The following is a 20,094-nucleotide window of genomic DNA, read 5'->3' on the forward strand; positions in this document are numbered from 1 at the left end:
TCAATCATTTGATCGTCGCACCAATGCCACTCGGTCTCCATCGCCATCATGTTGGCCGATTGACCGCACCTTGCCGCCTTCGATGGACGCCACCGACCCGTTCAATAGCTCACCACCGTTTCGTGGATCAAACCATTTCACGGTGAACGTCCCTGAAGCTGACGTGAGGTCCAGATCTGTGGTGCCACCTTTTGGCAAATAGACGACGTACACCTCGCCAGATTTCGCGAAGCAGTACTTACTATTATCGTGACCTGCATTGCCGACCAGTTCGTCAGCGGGCTGCATGTCGTGGAACGGAATCTTCTGGTCGTGGAAGAAGTTGATCGCGACGCGGCAATAGTCCCAGCTGCGATCGCGTGAACGCCAGTCCTCGCAGACGAGGTCGTTCTCGACAAACTGGTAGCCGAAGTAGTACTCGACTCCCGCACCACCCCCCATAAGTGTGCCCCACAACGTCTGGTGCCGCACTTCGTGTTCGGTGTAGATCATCTTGCCCGTTCGGTCCTTGCCGTCGAAACCTTTGTAGCCGAGGTCCGGACATTGCCCATGAGCCGCCGTGCCGGATTCGTCGAAGGCCACGATCCACGGCTTGCCGGCCTTCGCAGATTCCGTCACCCACTTCACAGTTTGGCTATGCGTATCCTTGATCCCACTGTTCTGCAGTGACACGCCCGTCAGTTCGGACCGGTCGCCCAGCAGCGGCTTGTAGACCTTGTCCTGCTCATTCGGAAACGTGTGAATCACGATGTTGTGTTTATACGGATCTGCCGTCGCCAGAAAGTGAATCATTTGTTTCTGCTGCTCAGTCGTCTGAGTGTTCTCTTCGCCAAGGTTCCAGTTCAACGCGAGGTTGTGGCCGTACCTGGCGATCAGTTGGCCGCAATAGGCTCGCCGCTGAAGACCGAAGTCTCCGCCGTCGAGTGATTCAGGAACGTTTCCTTTGCCGCCGTTGTGTCCTCGTTTGTGATCGTCGTTTTCGGTTTCCTGCATTTTGAAGTGCAGGTACATGCCCTTGGCGGTGGCGTGATCGAAAACAATCCCCCACTGGTCCAGCTTGCTGCAGTCGAAGTGCAGCTTGTCATCTCGATGAATGTACGGCCACACGTTGTCGCCGTCGCCTCCTGCGTTATAGGTAAGAAACGAGAACGCATTACACCCCTTGCCAGAAAGGTAGTTGACCGCTCCGATCAAGCCTTTGCCCTTGCCGTCTTTCCATGTGGGATCGCCGTCATTCCAATCCTGAACATGTGGCCCCCAGGTTTTCAGCGGCACTTTGTCAGGCTTACCGGCGATGGTGTTGTCGAAGTCGACATAGCCCAATAGCGTTTCAGGCGCGTCGGCTCCTGCCTTCAGAAAGTACTTCTTGCTGCCGGCGAACTGGAGATAGTGTTTGCCGACGTACTGCAATCGCCCGTGCGCCCGCAAGTCGCGACCGGATTTATCCGTGGCGGCGATTTCGAACGAACCGCGTTTGTACTCGCGGGGAGCGTCAGCAACGTCATTCGGGATGTGCAGATCCTTGATACGGATCGGACCGACTACTCGGTACTTCCAGGCTCCGGCCAGATCCGGCGACAGGTGGGCTCGCCATTTCGTTCCCGCTTCGGCAGACGTATTCGCCGCGTCACCATCGGCTGCGAAGTAGCCCGGCACAAGATACTTCGGTGTGCCGGACTCATGAGTAAACTCGACAGCAAAGAAGTAGTCCGTGAACGGATTCGGATCGTTGTCCTGTTCGTGAGCGTATGGACCGTCGAGCGTCAGCGTGACCTTGTGCCACTGTTTGAGTTCGCCGGTAATCTTCACACTGCCGTCACCATCCGGCTGCCGCGGCATGATCAGCGGCAGCTTGCTGACGGGAATCGTCGGGCTACCCTTGGGCTTTGCTTTCCGCGGCGCCTGCTGCGAAGTTTGCGCCATCTTCTTCAGCAGAGGAGCGGCAGCTTTGCGAGTTGCATCGTTGGCAGGCTCAAACGTCACCGCTGCCCAGCGAGCTCGACTGAATTCCTGACCGTCCTTCGAACCGACTTCGGCAGCAACCTTAATCACGGTGCCTTCCGTGAGCTGCACCTTATTCCATGTCTTGTGAAATTTGTCGTCCTCTTCGTACGTTTGCCCACTCAGCGGACACTTGAAGTCGCCAATCGCTTCTCCATCGGCACTCACAACGTACGTCGATTCTCCATCGTTCTCCCCCACGGCCTGCAACGTCACGTTGTACACGCCAGTCGGGAAGGGGAACGTGTTTTCCGCGACGGCCTTCTTTCGCTGGTCCGGATTGATGGCGGCCCACTTGCCTCGATCCAGATAAAACCCGGTGCCGTCCAGAGACCATTCGGCTGCGGGCATCGTGAGCTGTTTTGCCTGAGGCACTCGGGCATCTGCATCAAGATTCTGCTGGATCCAGTTTCGCAACGTGCTGCTGCCTCGGCCGTATCCGCCGGGAAGTGGTACCAGGTCGCGGGTTTGAATTTTTGGTGGCTCACCCCAATGAGCGGGAAACTTCTTCTGCGCCTTCACCAATCGAAATGCTTTGGGCGGCGTTCCTGCGTGAACCTCGCTGGCCGGACCAACACCGTCGGGGCGTTCGAAGTCGCGGTTTGTGGTCATCAGCCACTTATCAAACTCGAAGCCATCTTCGCGCATTGAAAAGTGGATTGTGTGTTCGCCCGGTTCTTTGATGTCCAGAAAAATCTTATAAGGCTCGCCGCAGTGTTCCTTTTCGGTGCGTTGCTTGCTGTCCCACCGCCAGGTTCGTTTCCCTTCGCACCACTGCAACCGCTGACCGCTGGCAGGCCATTCTCCGTCGAGGCCCACATGCAGGCCGTTGTCTTCACTGCCCGTTGAAAACGCTCGTACCCAAACGTAGTATCGCCCCGGCGTGGTGATGTGAACCTTGTAACTCAGCACCGCCATCCTGCCTGCATCCGGCGCAAAGTTCGTGCCCCTGATTAGCTTGTCATCGTGAGTCCGCCGCGTGTCCGGCAGAACTTCGAGATATGCTCCGCCACTGGCACCGGCCACGTGAGCCGGGTCGCCGTCAGGTTCGACGGCGGGCTTGTCGTCGGCCGTTGTCAGGTAGAATGCACGCTTGTCCGCTTGCGACTGCTCAATAAAGTGTTCGGCTTCGACGGCTACGAGGCCTTCCTTCTCGGCGAAGACCAGGCTGCCATCAGCGATTGGCTCAGAAGAGCCTGCGGCGTTGGCAGCCGTCGGACTGAGTGCCAGGCTTAGTGACAGACAAGCGAATGTGAATTTGTGTAGCATGCGATATTGCTCCCGGAACCCGCCCTTGGAATACACCTCTGTTCCAATGTAACAATGTCGGACAGAATCTCCACTAACCTCGACGGCCTGCCAGACCGTCCATGATCGAACCGAATTCTTGCCATGCCTGACGATCAAAAACCCATCGTCTGCACCTTCGAAAGTCGTCGCGCAGACGACATGCGTTCCCTGATTGAACGATTCGGTGGGACACCAGTCGTCGCTCCGTCGATGCAGGAAGTGCCCCTCGAACAGAACTCAGAAGCCATAGCTGCGGTTCAAAAAATCATCGCCAATGAAACGCAGTACCTGATTCTGCTCACCGGTGTCGGCGTGGAAGCAATGCTGGAAATAGCCGCCACACAGCAACTCAAAGAACGATTACTTCAGGTCATGAAGGACATTCCGTTGCTGATACGCGGGCCCAAACCGGCGGCTGTACTTAAGCGATTGGGCTTACAGTACGCCGTCAAAGCCCCCGAACCGAATACGTGGCGCGAGTTATTAGCAGCGATCGACGGAGCCAGCGTCGCATTGGAAGGGCAAACGGTGGCCGTGCAGGAATACGGCGTGTCGAATCCGGAACTTTATGACGGCCTGAAACAACGCGGAGCCACAGTGCTGCCCGTGCCCGTCTATCGGTGGGCGTTGCCAGACGACCTTCAACCACTCGAATCCGCGATCGAGAAAACGATTGCAGGGCAAACCGACATCCTGTTGTTCACGAGTGCGCAACAGGTCCGCCATGTGTTGTTGGTGGCGGAACAGCGTGGTTGTCAAAGCGAATGGCTGGAGGCGGCGAACAGGATTCTGGTGGCGTCGATCGGCCCCACATGTTCGGAGACGCTAAACGAAGTCGGGCTGAACGTTGGCTTCGAAGCCAGCCCGCCAAAGATGGGGCCGCTGGTTCGCGGTGCTATTGCGGCGTTTCAATCCGGCGAGCCGAGCACATAAGTCCTCGGCTCACCAACGGAAACTCAAATTCCAGCAGCGAGGTTGTTCGCATCGCTGGCGGGAGCATCGAACGACCGGAGTTCTAATTCCCGCTTCTCAACCTGCTCAGCGCGAAGGTCGCTAATCATGCGAGCGATGAGAATCGCCATGCCGATGCCACACAAAATCAGCGTGGGCATTTCGTAACGAAGCATGCGGCTCTCTTCGGAGAACACAGTTTCTGAAAAGAACACGCCGTCCGGTTTGATGCCAAAGCCGCCGCGACCGTGAAACGTAGCCATCGTGTTATTCACAAAATGGAACGCCATCGCGGGAAACAAACTGCGACTGTGAACGGCCAGCAAGCCAAGCACGAGTCCCAACAGCGCGGCGTTGAATGCCTGTTGCGGAATCATGTGAATGATGCCGAACATCAAACTCGACACGATAATCGCGACCTTTAATCGCCCGCCGCGAGCCAATCCGCTGAGGATAAAGCCGCGAAATGCGAGCTCTTCGCAGATCGCAGGCGTAACGGCGAACACGGTGATAATCAACCAGCGAGGCAGGTCAGTGGAACTCAACAGCTTCGAAATACGAGCCAGCCCTTCTTCAGGCGGAGCGGGCAGAAACCCGTATTCGACAACAAAGCTGCTCACTTCGACGCTTAACGGATGAGCCAGCACGGCAAGGCCAACTCCCATCAGCATGGAGCTCAAGGTTGGCATGCGAAGACGGAAGGTCGCTCGCAGACTGGTCGTTAACAATATGCCCATAAACACCGCAGGACAGGCGATCATCGTCAGCTGCTGAATCACCATCGTCTGCATGACTCGTCGACCGACCACCGCATCGGTGCCCACAAGGTCGGGCTTCATATATTTCATCGCAACGAACTGCAGGAACAGAATCACGATAAAACAGAACACAGCTTCCGGAAGGGCTGGAACTGGTTCCTTGTCGCGAGTCAGGTTGCTGAACCACAATCGCACGTCGAACTTTTCAGCTTCGCGGAACAGTACGCCTTCACTGTTGTAAAGATCGATTGCCCACCACAACGCTAACATGCTGTACCCAAAGCTGGATACCAAAACCGGGATCGCATACATCAGCAAGTCATTCGACTGCGTGGCGGTCAGCAGCAAACCTTTCAGCAGCAACGCCACGTTCACAACGGGAATGACGCTGTAAAGGGGCGTGATCTCAATCGCTGGATTCAGGCAGAACATGGTCAGCCCCAGAATCACCATCAACAACGGCGTAAGATAGTACTGGCCTTCCTTGGTCGATTTCGCGAACGTCGCCAGAGCCAGGCACAACGCGCTGAACAACGCAGCCAGCGGCACAAGCAGGATCACCAACCACATCAAAGCTGCCGCGCTGGGGAATTCCAGGTTAACAGCCTCTACGGCTCCCGCCCCCATCGCAGATGCCAAGTGTTGGCCGGTGAATCCCATGCTTAACAGGTTCATCAGGGCTGTTCCAATACTGAACAGCAGGATCGTCATGAACTTGCCCATCACCAGTTCGACTCGGCGAGCGGGACTGATCAGCAGCGTCTCCATCGTGCCGCGTTCTTTTTCACCGGCCCCCAGGTCGATGGCGGGATAGAAGGCTCCGGTTAACGCCATAATGACGATCATCGCAGGGAAGAGTTTACTCCACACATTGGCCGCCACTTCTTCGCCGCGCGCAACTTCAATCCATTCCAAGCTGGCCGGATGTTGTAACTCCGGCCGCAAAGCTGCCTTTTCAAACGTGGTAGCGCGCAGGGCGTCTTCCCAGTTATTTAAAGCGTTGCGGATGCGGCCGAATGCCACCGCAGACTTGTCGTCGGCGCTGTTGCGAAGAACCTGCAGTTTGGGGACGAACACGGACTCGTCATCACTCACGGACGAATCCGTTTGTAGTGCGGCGATAGCCTCGGCATAACCATCGGGCACCATGACCAAGACCTGAATACCGCTATCGTTGAGCTCACTGCTGATTTCGTCGCGGATTTGCGCACGAGCGGCTGGATCTTCTTCTGATTCCGCAGCAGCCTGATACTGCGTCAGCTTCTTGTGCAACTGCCGGCCGCTCTTGAGCAGTTCGGCATCGGACCTTGCCTTGTGCGTTCCGGCAGGAACGGTTTCGTCTGCGGAGCCCGGAAGATCAACCACAGCGCGGAGACGTTTCGCGTCATCTGCGCCGCCGGGAAACCATTCGTCGCGGATTCCGTCCTCGCTAAGAAACGCTGGATCCGTTGGCAATTCTTTAGCGTTCAGCACAACGACCGTACGCTTCTGCTCACTGAACGTCAGCATCATCTGCACCACGCCCAGCCCAAGCATGGGGTACAGCAGCACAGGCAGAATCGTAATCATGAACAGCGTGCGACGGTCGCGCAACTGGTCACGTACTTCCCGCAGGAAAATCAGTTTGATGTTTTTCCAGCTCATGATTGTTGGGCGATTTCGGCTTCTCGTTGTTCAATCAGATCGAAAAACAGTTCTTCGACATCCGGTTGGTTATGGCGGTCGGCAAGTTCCGGCAGTGTACCTTCGTCTACAATTCTGCCGCGATGAATCACTGCAATTCGATCGCACAGCTTTTCGACTTCTCGCATGATGTGAGTCGAAAAGATAATGCATTTGCCTTGTTCTTTGAGTGTCGCCACCGCCTGTAGCACGTTGCGAGCGACCAACACGTCAAGTCCTGAGGTGGGCTCGTCAAAGATAATGACAGGGGGGTCGTGAACGATCGTTCGCGCGATCGACACTTTCTGTTTCATGCCGGTGGACATCTTGGATCCCAGCCGGTCTCCGATCTCGTCCATCTGCAGCACGTCGAAAATTTCTTCAATGCGAGGCTGCAGTTTGTCTTCGGGAATCCCGTACAGTCGACCAAAGTACTCGACCATTTCGCGAGCCGTCATGCGGTCGTAGATGCCCGTGTTGCAGGACATGAACCCAATGTTGCGGCGAACGGCGGCCGCATCGTGCATGACGTTGATGCCGGCGACTTCCGCAAAGCCACGGCTGGGCTTCAGCACGGTGCTAAGGATCCGCAGGCAGGTCGTTTTGCCAGCTCCATTGGGGCCAAGCAACCCGTAGATTTCTCCGGGATTCACTTCAAACGACACATTGTCCAGCGCGCGGAACTTGCCGCCGAAGTCGTTGAATTCTTTAGTCAGGCCCTTGACGCGAATCATGCGGGGAATGCTCTGGGTGTTGTGCCGAATGGTTGGGCCCGTGATCGCGATTCGTTGTTGGATTCGCCAGAATTCCATCGGCCGTCCGGATGGGAAGAAACCCTGTCAGTTTCAAGACATCCAATGGACGACCGTTCGTCGCGAGACGAAGCACTTTCAGGCTAACACACACATCGCCGGCGGGCGGGCATTCGGCAAACGTCAGCGCACGTTTACGATTGTAGAATCGGTAGAACCGGGTCAGACGATGCTGACTGGAACTCGTCGGCTTCATCAATGTAATCGTAATAAACGTTGCGTTGCCGAGGAGTGTAACCAGCGTTCTGAATGCACTGCCGAATTGAATCCACCGTAAGGTGATGAACGGTCCCCGCCTGGGACACCACGTTTTCTTCAATCATCAGACTTCCCATGTCGTTCGCACCGAACAACAAGGCCATCTGCCCCACCTTTTCGCCTTGAGTCACCCATGACGATTGGATATTCGGCACGTTGTCGAGATACAGACGACTGATGGCCTGAGTCTTCAGGTATTCAAACGCCCCCGCGGGCGGAATCTGAGCCATGTCAGTGTTATCAGGCTGAAACGTCCAGCAGATGAACGCCGTGAAGCCGCCGGTTTCGTCCTGCAGTTCGCGGACTCGTTCGAGATGCTCAATGCGTTCGGCCAGCGTTTCGACATGCCCAAACATCATCGTGGCTGTCGACTTGCCGCCGAGGTTATGCCAGACTCGCATAACGTTCAGCCAGTCGTCGGTCAGTACCTTGCCGCGAGTGATCTCTTTGCGGACTCGGTCCACCAGGATCTCACCGCCACCGCCAGGAATGCTGCCAAGCCCCGCAGCTTTCAGTCGTTCGAGCACCGTTTCCAAAGGCAGTTTGGAGATCTTCGTAAAGTGATGGATTTCCGGCGGGCTGAAACCGTGAACATTCACCTGTGGGAAATGCTGCTTCATCGTTCGCAGCATGTCTTCGTACCACTCCAGCGGTAGCTTCGGATGCAGACCGCCCTGCAGCAGAATTTGATCGCCGCCCAGTTCGACGGTTTCCTCGATCTTCTTCAGCAGCGTCTCCATCGGCAGCACATAAACTTCCGGATGATCGGGCGGCCGATAGAACGCGCAAAAGTCGCAGACGGCGGTACACGCATTCGTGTAGTTAATGTTGCGGTCGATGTTGTAGGTGCGAAACGGTTCCGGATGCAGTCGGCGTGTGACAGCATCGGCAGCCGCACCAATGGCGGGAAGGTCGTGCGATTGCAGCAGCGTCAGACCTTCTTCCGGAGTTAGGCGTTCGCCCGCGACGGCTTTGTCAAGCAGTGACGAAATCGGAGAAGACAAGGTTTGCATTTTGGTTGACCAGATTGTGTCGAGACGCCAGTTCGTGAAAAAGCTGCAGACCGCTGCGTTCGGCAGCCGTCATCCTGTAGTGCAGGTTCTTTGTGAGATAATTCAGAGCGACGGTTTCCGCAATACCCAGCTTTGCGGATTCCGATTTCGCGATGTCCGTCACATTGGCAAGGCCACGATCGCGAGCCTCATTCAATGCGGAAGCGACGCCCGTCGTGTCGGCCGATGTGTGAGCGACCCACATGGCAAAAACAAACGGCAGCCCCGTCCAGTCGTACCACATCTGGCCAAGATCCATCACTTCGACAAACGATTCCTGCGGTGTGTGCATCGCTCGATCGCCGATCAGCAAAACCGCGTCGGCCGCACTGTCGGTTGTCATGGAATCCATGGATAGAGGCTCGGATTCCGGAAACGATCCGTAGCGTTCGGCCAGAATCACTTTCGACAACGTCGCGCTGGTGCGAGAACCTTCGTCCAGTGCCATCCGCCGTACTTTGCCGGGGTGGACGCGACAATAGAGCTTAACGCTCATCACTTCCCCGCGAGCCGCCACGCAGGCGTCTGAAATAATTTCGTAGCCGGGGCGACGAAAATATTCGATGGACGGAATCAGCGCCACATCCATCTCGCCATCGGCCAGAGAATCGGCCAGCCGGCTGGGGTAGTCGAGTTCAACAGAAGAACCGGGCAGCAGTTCGGACAGGTCCTGAATCAGCGGACGTGAATTCAAATAGCTGACCGCCCCGAGTCGGACGGACGCCGGTGGACGTGCTACGGTTTTGGATTTGGCCGAGTCTTGTTGCATAATCATGATCTGCTCCGACCCAACCGTGCCCTCGGCGTTCGGAATTCCCTGATGTCGCTGCTGTCCGGGACGCTTCCATCGCCGGCTGCCCAAATTTACGGGACGCGAATCTAGTATAGACGGACGCTGAGTGGACTCAACCGGCGGTTCAAAAACCCACGTATTGACGAACCCTGTAAGCGTTCTATTCGTGAGAATTACAGCGGTTACTGAAGGAATCATCGGGATTCCAGAGCAGCGGATCCGCCCGTTCGCTCAAAAACGGCAGTGAACGGCCCTGAACTGCCCCCAGTTGCTTCGTTGGAGCAACATTCTCCCGTGCGCAAGAATTTTCCTCACCGCAGCGTCTGAATGACAGGAACAGAGTCCTCGGCGAGGTGAGCGGCTCGCCCTCACCGCACGAAGGCAGTTGGAGAGCGAGCGACGCCAAATCATCATGCGAAGATCTGCTACTTCGCGTCCACCAGTTTGACGGACTTGATGTAGTCCAGGTCAGGGAAGTTCTTTTTCAGGTAGGCATTGCCTTCTGCCTGAATTGCTCCCTGGTTAGATTCCGCACGACTCCCCCATCATTCGGTTGCAACGTTACGGAGCTTTCAGCTCGCCGCAGTCGGCAATCGTAATCGTTGCTGATGTGCGGCCGCTTTGTGAACCGTAGCTTTCGATCTTCTTCACGATATCCATGCCTTCGACGACTCGTCCGAATACGACATGCTTGCCATCCAGCCAAGGCGTCTTCACAGTGGTGATGAAAAACTGAGACCCGTTCGTGTTTGGTCCGGCGTTCGCCATACTTAAGTTGCCGGGACCGTCATGCGTGAACTTGAAGTTCTCATCGGGAAATTTCTCGCCGTAAATACTCTCGCCGCCTGTTCCGTTGCCGCGAGTAAAATCGCCCCCCTGCAACATGAACTGCTGTATGACGCGATGAAATTTACTGCCCTTGAAGCTTAGCGGCTTGCCTGATTTCCCGGTCCCCTTTTCCCCCGTGCACAGAGCTCGAAAGTTCTCACAGGTTTTTGGAACGTCGTCGCCGAACAGTCCGATCACGATTCGACCGGCCTTCTCGCCATCTATCTGGATATCGAAGAACACTTTCGTTGTGACTTTGCCTTTTGCAGCAACTTCAGCCGATGCACTCGTGCTTGTTGCTGTCAGAGCCAATGCGAACACACTAAGGGCGTATAATCTCTTCAACATTTAACTACTCTCGTTTTGGGTTTTAACTCGACTTGGGCGATTGCCTGTCCGGATGTGACAGGCCAGTGCCGACGCGATACAGTGTGGAGATTCTACAAATCAAGTCTCCAATTGCGAAGCAGGAATATGCGTGTTTGACTTGAGACGAATCACTCGCGAAACCAACGTTCGCTTTGTTGAGTATCACGAGACTCTCGATTCCACCAATAAACTGGCCGCTGAGCTACTTTCTGATTTGCTGCCGCTTAGCCCATCGCTGGTCCTCACATCGTGCCAGACAGCAGGGCGGGGGCGAGGTGCAAATACGTGGTGGGCGACACCTGGTGCTCTGACATTTTCGTTGGTGCTTGCGGCCGAGGGACTATCGCTTTCAACGGAACGGCTGCCTTTCGTGTCGTTGGCGGCAGGGTTGGCTGTTCGCAACGCGTTGGCGGCATTGGTGCCTGAGAAAGTCGTCTCAGTGAAATGGCCGAATGATGTCCTGATCAGCGAACAAAAAGTCTGCGGCATCCTGACTCAGCAGCATGCCGCACAAAGTGAATCAGGCCTGATCATCGGCATCGGCGTCAATGTGAACAACTCACTGAACGCCTCACCGGACACTGTCCGCCAAAAAGCCACCAGCGTTTTCGACTTGTCCGGCACTCACCATGATCTGACGGACGTACTTGTCGGCATTCTTACTGAACTGACCAATGCATTAACCAAGCTACGTGACGACGACAAGGCCATCGTTGCAGAACTAAATGCGCACAGCATCCTGAATGGCCGCAGCATAACAGTGCAGACGGGCGAAACGACGATTCATGGGACTTGTGACCGAGTTGACGACGACGGGTGCCTGCTGGTTCGGGTCGGCAAAAAAACACACCAGCTGAACGCAGGAACCGTGCTCGATTGGTGATTAAACCAGGATGTCCGCTCCCGCTTCCCGATGCGCACACAACGTGTAGAATCCACCGAAAAGCAAACTCCGGCCGGCAGCGGCCACGATCATCGGAAGAAATTTCGGCGGACATGAAGAACGATCAAATTGCGGCAACCTTTGAGCAACTGGCAGACCTGCTGGAAATTCAGGAAGCAAATCCGTTTCGTGTGCGAGCCTACCGCAGCGCGGCTCGGAAAATTTCTTCCACCGCGGAATCGTTTTCCTCGCTGGTCGAAGAAGGCGCCGACCTGACTCAGTACTCCGGCATCGGCAAGGATCTGGCCAAGCAAATTGAAGAATTTGTCACCACCGGCCAGCACGCTCAACTGGTGGAACTCAAAACACAAGTGCCCCCCGGTGTGATTGACATGCTGCGGATCGCTGGCGTCGGCCCCAAAAAAGTGGCCGTCTTCTTTCACAAGCTGAACCTAACATCGCTGGACGAACTCAAAGCCGCCGCCGAAGCCGGAAAACTTGCTGCGCTCAAGGGATTTGGCAAGAAGACGGAACAGTCGATTCTGGAAAACATCGATCTCGCGGCCGAAGCAGGTCAACGAATCTCCATTGCCCGAGCGCGCGAAGCGGCCGACGCGATCGTGGACGATTTGCTGCAAGTCAAAGACGTCAAACAAGCAGCCGTCGCCGGAAGTTGCCGTCGACGTAAAGAAACGTGTGGCGATCTCGACGTGTTGGCCACATCCGCCAGCGCGGAGGCGGCCATGGATCGACTCGCCGAAAACCCGCTGGTGGAAAGCGTTCTGCAGCGAGGCGACACGAAAATGCGAGTCCGCCTGAATTCAGGAATCGAACTCGATCTGCGAGTCGTCCCGGACGAATCCTACGGCGCGGCGTTGCAATATTTTACGGGATCGAAAGAACACAACGTCGTCGTTCGGCAGAAGGCCAAAGATCTGGTCCTGAAAGTCAACGAGTATGGCGTGTTCCGCGGTGACGAACAGATCGCCGGTGCGACCGAAGAAGACGTCTATGCAGCGTTGGACCTGCCGTGGATTCCCCCCGAACTGCGTGAGAACCGGTTGGAGTTCAACTATGTCGAACACGGCAAGTTGCCCGAGTTGGTCACGGTTGCAGACATCAAGGGCGATCTGCACATGCACACCACCGCTTCCGACGGAGCAGCCAGTATTCTGGAAATGGCCGAAGCCGCAAAAGCACGAGGGCTGAAGTACATTGCGATCACAGATCACAGCAAGCGAGTCTCCATGGCAAACGGGCTGGATGCCGATCGACTGCGAAAACACTGGCAAGACATTCGCAAAGTTCGCGAACAGATCAAGGGCATCGAAATTCTGTGCGGCATCGAATGCGATATTCTGGAAGACGCCACGATGGACCTGCCGGACGACGTGCTGGCCGAAGCGGATTGGGTGGTCGCCGTCCTGCACTATGGATTGCAGCAGCCGCGTGAACAGATCATGAAGCGACTGCTGACAGCCATCAAAAATCCGCACGTCAACATCATCGGCCATCCTACGGGCCGCATGGTCGGCAAACGTGAAGGAGCCGACGTGGACATCAAGCAGATGCTGCAGGCAGCCGCTGATCACGGCGTGATGATGGAGATCAACGCTCATTATAAGCGGCTGGATCTGGACGACGTCAACGCGGCCGCCGCGCGTGATCTGGGGATTCCGATCGTGATCAGCACTGACTCGCATAGTGTCAACGGCTTCGACGTGCTGCAATACGGAGTCGACCAGGCTCGGCGAGCCGGGCTATCCAAAGCAGACGTGGCCAACACGAAGACGTGGGCTCAATTTAAAAAATTACTCAACAGATAATCGCATGAATCCTTCCACAGTGCAGCGAGTGGCCGTGATCGGGCTCGGTCGTTTCGGAACATCATTGGCTCGTCGGCTTTCCAGTCACGGAGCCGAAGTGGTGGCCATGGATAATGAAGAGCAGCTTGTCGATGAAATCGCATCGGATGTCGCCATCGCCGTGCGATTGAATTCAACCGATGAGGCGGCGTTGCGAAGCCAGGAAGTTGATCGCGTCGATTGTGCCGTAATCGCCATCGGAGAAAACTTTGAAGCAGCGCTGTTGACGACGGTCATCTGTAAGAAAAATCTGAAAATCCCACACGTCATTTGCCGAGCTCAAACGGAGTTCCATGCTGAGATCTTTCGCCAAATTGGCGCCGACGAAGTGATTCAACCGGAACAGAACGCTGGCGAAATGCTGGGCCGCCGATTGGCTCACCCCCGCATCAACGACTACATCACGCTGGCCGAAGGTTTCACGATTCTGGAAATGGTGGCCCCCACAAAGTTTGTCGGAAAGACGGTGAGGGAAATTAATCTTCGGCCCACCTATCAGGTGAACCTGATCGCCATCCGGCGGCATGCCGAAGCGACGGAGCCCAAAACGGCGGAGGTGGGCGATTCAGATCTGCCCGCGCCGCAAGTCGATACGTCGAAGCTCATCAGCGTGCCCGGACCGAACGATCGCATCGAAGCGACGGACGTACTGTTGCTGGCCGGTTCTGAAGAATCATTGGCCGGATTGCCGCAGGAATAGCGTGTTGGCTTCAAACGTGCCTGATCGACCGCCCATCCCCAACGTCTACGCCAAACCGGATAACAACCGCAACGCGCCGGCGGCCGTCTATTTCCATGTGCCGTTTTGCCTGCATCGCTGCGGCTACTGCGACTTTACTTTGGTCGCAAGGCAGGACGAACTGATCCCGTCGTATCTGACCGCGCTGCAGAACGAACTGGCAATGCTGGATCGGGTGTACGACGTGGACACAATTTTCATCGGTGGAGGCACGCCCACTCACTTGACGGCTGCTCAACTTGAACAACTGCTGCAACTGATCTCCAACCACTTTCGATTGACCAGCGGCGGCGAATTTTCCATCGAAGCGAATCCAGACGGACTGGACGATGAACGTCTGGCACCGCTGGCCGATGCAGGAGTGAATCGGTTGAGCCTCGGCGTGCAGTCGTTTGACGACAACGTGCTGAAGACGCTCGAACGTCAGCACGCAGGCGAGGAAGCGATCGAAGTGGTGTACCGCGCGAAGGAACGCTTCGCCAACCTATCGTTGGATCTGATCTTCGGTGTGCCAGGGCAATCGATGGACGTGTGGCAGCAAACTCTGGCGACCGCGATGCAACTGCCGCTCACCCACGTTTCCACCTATGGTCTGACGTTCGAAAAGGGGACCGACTTCTTCAGCCGCCTGAAGCATGGCAGCCTGGCGGCTGTCCCTGACGAACTGGAACGCGACATGTACGGCTTAGCGATATCCGAACTAAATGGCGCCGGATTGCAGCACTACGAAATCTCCAACTTTGCTCGGCCGAGTTCGCGATGCCGCCACAACCAGGTCTACTGGGCGGCCGACGAATACTTCGCCTTCGGCCCCGGAGCCGCTCGTTACGTGAACGGCATTCGCAGCACCAACGCCCGCAACGTGAGCCGCTGGATAAACGCCTGGCTGAAAAACGAAGTCGCTTTGCAGGATCATGAATGTCTAAACGCTGAACAGAGTGCGCGAGAAGCAATTTATCTGGGACTGCGCCGGGTTGACGGCATCGACCTGGCTAAGTTCGAAGCGAGATTCGGATGCAGCCTGGCAGATCTGGCTGGCGAGAGTCTCGACCGCAACATCGCCGCCAACAACCTGGAAATCGTCGATGCCAGTTTGCGATTGACGGCGGAAGGCCGCTTTATCGCGGACTCGGTGGTGGCCGATTTTCTGTAGCATCTTGAGGACGTCACAAAACAGCGCGAGGATCTTCAACAAGATCCACTATGGCCATTCTCATTCATCATGCACGAGTGATGCCACTGTGTTAAACTTCCCCGCATGAACGATCTTCCCCCACAGATGATCATCGTCGGCGGCCCAAACGGAGCCGGAAAAACAACCTTCGTGCGCGAGTCGCAGGAACAATTCGGCTACACGTATCTTGGTGCCGACAAAATCGCGGCGGACATTTGTCCGGAATCGCCTGAGTCTGTCGCTATGGAAGCCGGACGGCAGTTTATCATTCAGATCGCCGCGTTGATCGGTTCTCGTGAAAACTTCGTGGTCGAGTCGACGTTGTCGGGCCGGAGCTTCCGCAGGTCGATTGAAGCAGCGAGGCGAACGGGGTACGTCGTGGACACAACATTCGTCTTCGTCAAGTCGACCGACGCGAGTATCGCTCGCGTTGCTCAGCGTGTTCGGGTGCATCCGCTGTCTGGGATGTTTTGTTGCAGGTTGAAAAAACAGGTGTACCCTGATGGGTGATGTTTCCTGCAACAAGAGGCTTGGAGCCTCGCAGACCCAAGGAGGGCACCCCATGAACGTAGAAGTTATCGTACGGGTTGATGGTCGGGAAGTCGAAACTCTCAAACAGCAGATTTCGGGCCAGCCGGTTGATATTGAACAGCAAACGGAAGCACTCAAGGATCGCGTTGGGCAGGCCGTATTGTCGGAAGCTTTTTTCCGTTTTGATGGGGAACTCAGGCAGCCCCGTTGCTGCGGGCGAGTGATGCACAGGAAAGGAACTCGGTCCGTGCCAGTCATGAGTCAAAGCGGCGAAATCGACTTCAAACGCCGTCGCTATCGCTGCCCGAAATGCCGTCGGTGCTGCACTCCGGCGGACGCCCTTGTGTGGTGTGGGAAACATCGCATTACAAGGCATCTGGGCAAGCAGATTTGTCAGTTAGCCACACTGGAACATTTCACTCGACTGGAACAGCTGATGGCTGATCAGCACGCAGTCCACATCGGCCATGATGACATGCTGCAATTGGTTCACGATGTGGGCACTGTGGTGGATGGTCAGCGTCAGACGGCCGCGAAATTTGCGATGGAAAGTCCGTCCGCAATCGAGGCCAAAGTGCGGCCGAAGCGGGTTCATGTCAGTTGCGATGGCATCATGTACTGCACCAATGAACGCGAACCGTGTCCCGCTGCCCCCAACACCAATCGATTGCTGTGGCGTCAGATGCGAGTCGGCTGTGTGTACTGGCAGGATGAAAACGAATGCTGGCAAAAGCAGGTGGTGTGGGGGCAGGAAGATCTCGGGACTTTTGCGGCGTCACTGTTTCGACTGGCCTGCGAACACGGCTATCGCGACGCCGACGAGAAGATTTTCATTGCCGATGGAGGGGAATGGTGCTGGGGCATTCACGACAAGTACTTTGCTGATGCGGACGGCATTCTGGATTGGTATCACGCCTCGGAACACGTGTGGGACTGCGGGAAGGTTCTGCATTCGGCGGATGACGTCAAGCCATGGGTCGATGAGGGGCTGGAGTTGCTGCGAACCAAAGGGGGTGAAGGACTGCTGGACTGGCTGCAACCTCAGTTGTCTGGACTGCGTGGAAGAAAGCGCAAGGCGATGAATTCACTGTTAGGTTACTTCCGAAGTCGAGTGGGCCTGACAAACTATCCCGCCTACCGTGAGAACAACTGTCAGATCGGCTCGGGCATGATCGAATCCACGGCCAAACAGTTGGTCGGAATTCGCCTGAAAGGCCCAGGCATGCACTGGTCGCCGATTGGAGCATCAGCAGTGACCGCACTGAAAGCTCACAACATTAACAACAACTGGCACAACCTCTGGAAAAACCTCGTCCTCTAAAAACGGACCAGACAGCGGATGCACCCAGCGTGTTCGGCAGGGCGGACATCACGTTCCCACTGAAGATGTGGAACGCCGCTTTCAGCGCTGTCTGACAAATTTTTGGGATTTGTATAGACCTCTGTCTGATCGCTGGTCGCTGGTCGCTGGTGTACAATCAGTTTGGGCGAATTAGTGTTGCCAACGGGGCGTCCGAGCGGATTATGGTTCACAACCAACAACTCTTCGACCTCTTTCACCAGCTCAGGGAGCAAACCGAACAATGATTGCCAGAGAACCGAAGAGCGATGAAGATGTCGGGAGCGTGTTAGATCACGACCTGGTGGTTGAACTCATGGATCGCGGTGCCAGGCGGGCGATTGAGGAGGCCAGGCGTCGGGGAGTTCCCATTCCGGTTGACGGGGACGACGGCGCGATCCGGTACGAGTTGCCCGACGGGACAATCGTCGACGAAGATCCATGGCACGGAAAAAGCACGGCTCCCGATGGTTGGTATGAGCGGTTCGGGATCACGCCGGAGCAGACACCGTAAGCCCTATCCGTCTGTCGCAGCCATGACAATCTGAAGCCGGCGAACTACACTTCGCCCTCTTCAATCGCATGTACAGCGTGGCTCGTCGGACAACATAATGGATTTTCTGCAGCTTACCGGTAAAAATATTCTCGTCGTTGGCGTTGCGAATCGAAAAAGCGTGGCGTGGCATACTGCTAAACTGCTGCTCGAAGCCGGCGCAAACGTGATCTTTTCTGTGCGATCGGAAGAACGAGCCACAACGGTGCGGAAGTTGGCTCCCGAATCACGCGTCTTCGTGTGCGACGTTGAGCATCAGGACCAGATCGATCGCCTGAAGACAGACGTCACTGGCTGTGTCGACGTCTTACATGGCATGGTGCATTCAGTGGCGTTCGCGGACTATTCCGCAGGCTGGCTGCCCTTCCACGAAACCCCGCGAGACGCGTTTCTGCAGGCAGTCAACATTTCCTGCTATTCGCTGGTCGCGCTGTCCAACGCGTTTAAGGAATCACTCGACCCGGAACACGGCAGCGTCGTCACGATTTCGATTTCGACAACTCGCATGGCAGCCGAGAACTATGGTTATATGGCTCCGGTGAAAGCGGCTTTGGATTCTTCCATCTGTTTTCTGGCCAAGTCGTTTTCGAAGTTTTCAAAGGTGCGATTCAACGCTGTGTGTCCGGGATTATTGAAGACTTCCGCGTCGGCGGGTATCCCCGGTTATGTTGATAGTTATCTGTTTGCCGAAAAGGCGACTCTGCGGAAAAAAGCCGTCCAAACGGATGAAGTCGCGTCGGCCGTGGCGTTCATGCTAAGCCCGCGATCGTCGGCGATCAATTCGCAGGGAATCGTGCTGGACGCCGGCATGGGTACCAACTATTTCGATGACGAGCTGACTCATGACAGCTCAGAATGACGTTTCACCAGCGGGTAAGCCGACTCAACGCGCATCCCGCTGGTTGATCGGCATCGTGTTTTGCAGCGTGGCTTTTCGAGTCATCCTGCTGATGTTTCGAGCCGACGATTTGCGAACCGATCCGGACGCCTACGTCGCACTGGCAAAGACGGTTCTGGAAACAGGCGGCTTCTGCAAGCCCGGTAGCGTCGAACCCACCGCCTTTCGTCCTCCGCTTTACCCGATGCTACTGGCCGTCGTCATGTGGACGGGCATAAAGGCTTCGACGGCTGTTGGCCTCATCAATCTGATCGCGAGCGCCGTGCTGACCATTGTGACATGGTGGATCGCTCGCGTCCTCGGTCTTCGCGGAATCTGGCCAGGCGTGGCGGCGGCCGTCAGTTGCTGTGATCCGCTGCTACTGCGCTACAGCGTTCTGCCAATGACGGAAGTGCTTAGTGCCGCGTTGCTGAGTATGGCATTATTGAATGTCCTCAAACTGTGCCTGAGTAAAACCGAGGACTCAGACATTGAGAAACCAGCCAACGCAACAACCGCTATCGTGGCGGGTCTGTGCTTCGGGCTGGCGGGATTGTGTCGTCCCATCGCTTTCGTAACCTGCGCCGTGGTGAGCGGATATCTGGTCGCACGGAGTCTGTTGTTTCGTCGAGACCACTGCCTTTCCCTGAAGCTGGCCGTCACGCCCGCGTTGATGGCGGCTGTCATTCTGGCGCCGTGGGTCATCAGAAATTATTATCAATTCGAACGCTTCATTCCCGCAACAACTCACGGTGGCTACACGCTTCTGCTGGGCAACAATGAGACGTTTTATGATGAAGTCGTTCTTGCTCCTAAAAACACGGCGTGGGAAGGCGCGAGTCTGGAGAAATGGCAACGACAGCTGGCCGAGCGAATGGCGGCGGACAACGTCGACACAGCTTCCGAAGCGGAAATAGATCAGTGGATGTACGCCCAGGCAAAGGGCACGATCCTCGCAAACCGCGGCACGTTCGCCAAAGCCTGTTGGCTGCGCTGGAAGCGTTTCTGGGCATTGCGGCCCACAGTCAATAGCCGGGGCATCCCGCGTTGGTTGGGTCGAGGAGCGGCCGCGTGGTTTGCTGTGCTGTGGCTGGGCCTGGTGGGCTCGCTCTTCTCCTGCAGCGAACGGCGAGCCCACAAGCAGCTGCTCTGGCTGGCGGTCGCTTCTTTTCTGCTGATTCATACGTTCTATTGGACAAACGCAAGAATGAGGACCCCGCTAACCGCCGTGCTTTCCGTTTTGGCGGTGTGCGGCTGGAGATCGTGGATTGACCTGTTGAAGTGGCGGTCAAAATCGCGAACGTCGATTTAAGCAGGGAAAAGAAGGGCTGTTTCATAAATGTTGCGTGGTCTGTGCAG

General features: G+C 56.1%; 16 protein-coding genes. 10 read left to right on the forward strand and 6 right to left on the reverse strand.

Annotated elements, in window-relative coordinates; translation table 11 throughout:
- A complete protein-coding gene (locus Fuma_RS20375; RefSeq protein WP_218922220.1) occupies positions 1-3,270 on the reverse strand; it encodes a DUF5060 domain-containing protein in 3,270 nt (1,089 codons plus the stop codon).
- Positions 3,271-3,393: 123 nt separating this feature from the next.
- On the opposite strand from Fuma_RS20375, the gene Fuma_RS20380 reads away from it, so the two are divergent.
- Positions 3,394-4,224 (forward strand): uroporphyrinogen-III synthase, encoded by an 831-nt coding sequence (locus Fuma_RS20380; RefSeq protein WP_077025741.1) that lies wholly within the window; start codon positions 3,394-3,396, stop codon positions 4,222-4,224.
- A 23-nt stretch (positions 4,225-4,247) separates the two neighbouring features.
- Here the strand turns inward: Fuma_RS20380 and Fuma_RS20385 are convergent, their stop codons facing one another.
- The 5 genes from Fuma_RS20385 to Fuma_RS20405 all read right to left on the reverse strand — a co-directional run bounded on the left by Fuma_RS20385 (position 4,248) and on the right by Fuma_RS20405 (position 10,753).
- Positions 4,248-6,644: an ABC transporter permease subunit/CPBP intramembrane protease gene (locus Fuma_RS20385; RefSeq protein WP_077025742.1), complete on the reverse strand. Its 2,397-nt coding sequence runs from the start codon at positions 6,642-6,644 to the stop codon at positions 4,248-4,250.
- A complete protein-coding gene (locus Fuma_RS20390) occupies positions 6,641-7,396 on the reverse strand; it encodes an ATP-binding cassette domain-containing protein (protein ID WP_077028449.1) in 756 nt (251 codons plus the stop codon). The genes Fuma_RS20385 and Fuma_RS20390 overlap by 4 nt, the downstream gene beginning before the upstream one ends.
- Before the next feature lie 212 nt (positions 7,397-7,608).
- On the reverse strand, positions 7,609-8,745 hold the full coding sequence (gene mqnC / locus Fuma_RS20395) for a cyclic dehypoxanthinyl futalosine synthase (protein ID WP_077025743.1): 1,137 nt from the start codon (positions 8,743-8,745) through the stop codon (positions 7,609-7,611).
- Entirely contained in the window at positions 8,708-9,559 is an 852-nt protein-coding gene (locus tag Fuma_RS20400) for a menaquinone biosynthetic enzyme MqnA/MqnD family protein (RefSeq protein WP_158521075.1), read from the reverse strand. Before Fuma_RS20400 ends, mqnC begins: the two co-directional genes overlap by 38 nt.
- 579 nt (positions 9,560-10,138) lie before the next feature.
- Positions 10,139-10,753, reverse strand: a complete 615-nt coding sequence (locus Fuma_RS20405; RefSeq protein WP_077025744.1) for a peptidylprolyl isomerase — start codon at positions 10,751-10,753, stop codon at positions 10,139-10,141.
- 130 nt (positions 10,754-10,883) lie between these two features.
- Between Fuma_RS20405 and Fuma_RS20410 the strand changes: the two genes are divergently transcribed.
- The 9 genes from Fuma_RS20410 (at position 10,884) to Fuma_RS20455 (ending at position 20,047) form a co-directional block, all read left to right on the forward strand.
- On the forward strand, positions 10,884-11,657 hold the full coding sequence (locus Fuma_RS20410; protein WP_077025745.1) for a biotin--[acetyl-CoA-carboxylase] ligase: 774 nt from the start codon (positions 10,884-10,886) through the stop codon (positions 11,655-11,657).
- A gap of 113 nt (positions 11,658-11,770) precedes the next feature.
- Positions 11,771-13,483: a DNA polymerase/3'-5' exonuclease PolX gene (polX, locus tag Fuma_RS20415; protein ID WP_077025746.1), complete on the forward strand. Its 1,713-nt coding sequence runs from the start codon at positions 11,771-11,773 to the stop codon at positions 13,481-13,483.
- A 4-nt stretch (positions 13,484-13,487) separates the two neighbouring features.
- Positions 13,488-14,222, forward strand: coding sequence for a potassium channel family protein (locus tag Fuma_RS20420; RefSeq protein WP_229360696.1), 735 nt, complete (start codon positions 13,488-13,490; stop codon positions 14,220-14,222).
- Positions 14,223-14,238: 16 nt separating this feature from the next.
- Entirely contained in the window at positions 14,239-15,414 is a 1,176-nt protein-coding gene (gene hemW, locus Fuma_RS20425) for a radical SAM family heme chaperone HemW (RefSeq protein WP_099091899.1), read from the forward strand.
- A 105-nt stretch (positions 15,415-15,519) separates the two neighbouring features.
- Positions 15,520-15,945 (forward strand): AAA family ATPase, encoded by a 426-nt coding sequence (locus Fuma_RS20430; RefSeq protein ID WP_077025747.1) that lies wholly within the window; start codon positions 15,520-15,522, stop codon positions 15,943-15,945.
- Between the two features lie 52 nt (positions 15,946-15,997).
- Positions 15,998-17,287: a hypothetical protein gene (locus Fuma_RS20435; RefSeq protein WP_077025748.1), complete on the forward strand. Its 1,290-nt coding sequence runs from the start codon at positions 15,998-16,000 to the stop codon at positions 17,285-17,287.
- 262 nt (positions 17,288-17,549) lie between these two features.
- Positions 17,550-17,819 carry a hypothetical protein gene (locus Fuma_RS20445; RefSeq protein ID WP_077025750.1) on the forward strand — a complete coding sequence of 90 codons (270 nt, stop codon included), beginning with the start codon at positions 17,550-17,552 and terminating at the stop codon, positions 17,817-17,819.
- Between the two features lie 97 nt (positions 17,820-17,916).
- Positions 17,917-18,717 (forward strand): enoyl-ACP reductase FabI, encoded by an 801-nt coding sequence (locus tag Fuma_RS20450; protein ID WP_077025751.1) that lies wholly within the window; start codon positions 17,917-17,919, stop codon positions 18,715-18,717.
- Positions 18,701-20,047, forward strand: a complete 1,347-nt coding sequence (locus Fuma_RS20455) for an ArnT family glycosyltransferase (protein ID WP_077025752.1) — start codon at positions 18,701-18,703, stop codon at positions 20,045-20,047. The genes Fuma_RS20450 and Fuma_RS20455 overlap by 17 nt, the downstream gene beginning before the upstream one ends.
- Positions 20,048-20,094: the final 47 nt, after the last annotated feature.

It is taken from the genome of Fuerstiella marisgermanici (assembly GCF_001983935.1).
Lineage (GTDB): Bacteria > Planctomycetota > Planctomycetia > Planctomycetales > Planctomycetaceae > Fuerstiella > Fuerstiella marisgermanici.

What these genes read in the sequence shown, in the direction of transcription:
- Fuma_RS20380 (WP_077025741.1), top strand. Translation starts at nt 3,394, where the DNA reads ATGCCTGACGATCAAAAACCCATCGTCTGCACCTTCGAAAGTCGTCGC.
- mqnC (WP_077025743.1), bottom strand. Translation starts at nt 8,745, where the DNA reads ATGCAAACCTTGTCTTCTCCGATTTCGTCACTGCTTGACAAAGCCGTC.
- Fuma_RS20405 (WP_077025744.1), bottom strand. Translation starts at nt 10,753, where the DNA reads ATGTTGAAGAGATTATACGCCCTTAGTGTGTTCGCATTGGCTCTGACA.
- Fuma_RS20450 (WP_077025751.1), top strand. Translation starts at nt 17,917, where the DNA reads ATGGATTTTCTGCAGCTTACCGGTAAAAATATTCTCGTCGTTGGCGTT.
- Fuma_RS20375 (WP_218922220.1), bottom strand. Translation starts at nt 3,270, where the DNA reads ATGCTACACAAATTCACATTCGCTTGTCTGTCACTAAGCCTGGCACTC.
- Fuma_RS20430 (WP_077025747.1), top strand. Translation starts at nt 15,520, where the DNA reads ATGAACGATCTTCCCCCACAGATGATCATCGTCGGCGGCCCAAACGGA.
- Fuma_RS20390 (WP_077028449.1), bottom strand. Translation starts at nt 7,396, where the DNA reads ATGATTCGCGTCAAGGGCCTGACTAAAGAATTCAACGACTTCGGCGGC.
- Fuma_RS20445 (WP_077025750.1), top strand. Translation starts at nt 17,550, where the DNA reads ATGATTGCCAGAGAACCGAAGAGCGATGAAGATGTCGGGAGCGTGTTA.
- Fuma_RS20455 (WP_077025752.1), top strand. Translation starts at nt 18,701, where the DNA reads ATGACAGCTCAGAATGACGTTTCACCAGCGGGTAAGCCGACTCAACGC.
- Fuma_RS20420 (WP_229360696.1), top strand. Translation starts at nt 13,488, where the DNA reads ATGAATCCTTCCACAGTGCAGCGAGTGGCCGTGATCGGGCTCGGTCGT.
- Fuma_RS20435 (WP_077025748.1), top strand. Translation starts at nt 15,998, where the DNA reads ATGAACGTAGAAGTTATCGTACGGGTTGATGGTCGGGAAGTCGAAACT.
- Fuma_RS20400 (WP_158521075.1), bottom strand. Translation starts at nt 9,559, where the DNA reads ATGATTATGCAACAAGACTCGGCCAAATCCAAAACCGTAGCACGTCCA.
- Fuma_RS20385 (WP_077025742.1), bottom strand. Translation starts at nt 6,644, where the DNA reads ATGAGCTGGAAAAACATCAAACTGATTTTCCTGCGGGAAGTACGTGAC.
- polX (WP_077025746.1), top strand. Translation starts at nt 11,771, where the DNA reads ATGAAGAACGATCAAATTGCGGCAACCTTTGAGCAACTGGCAGACCTG.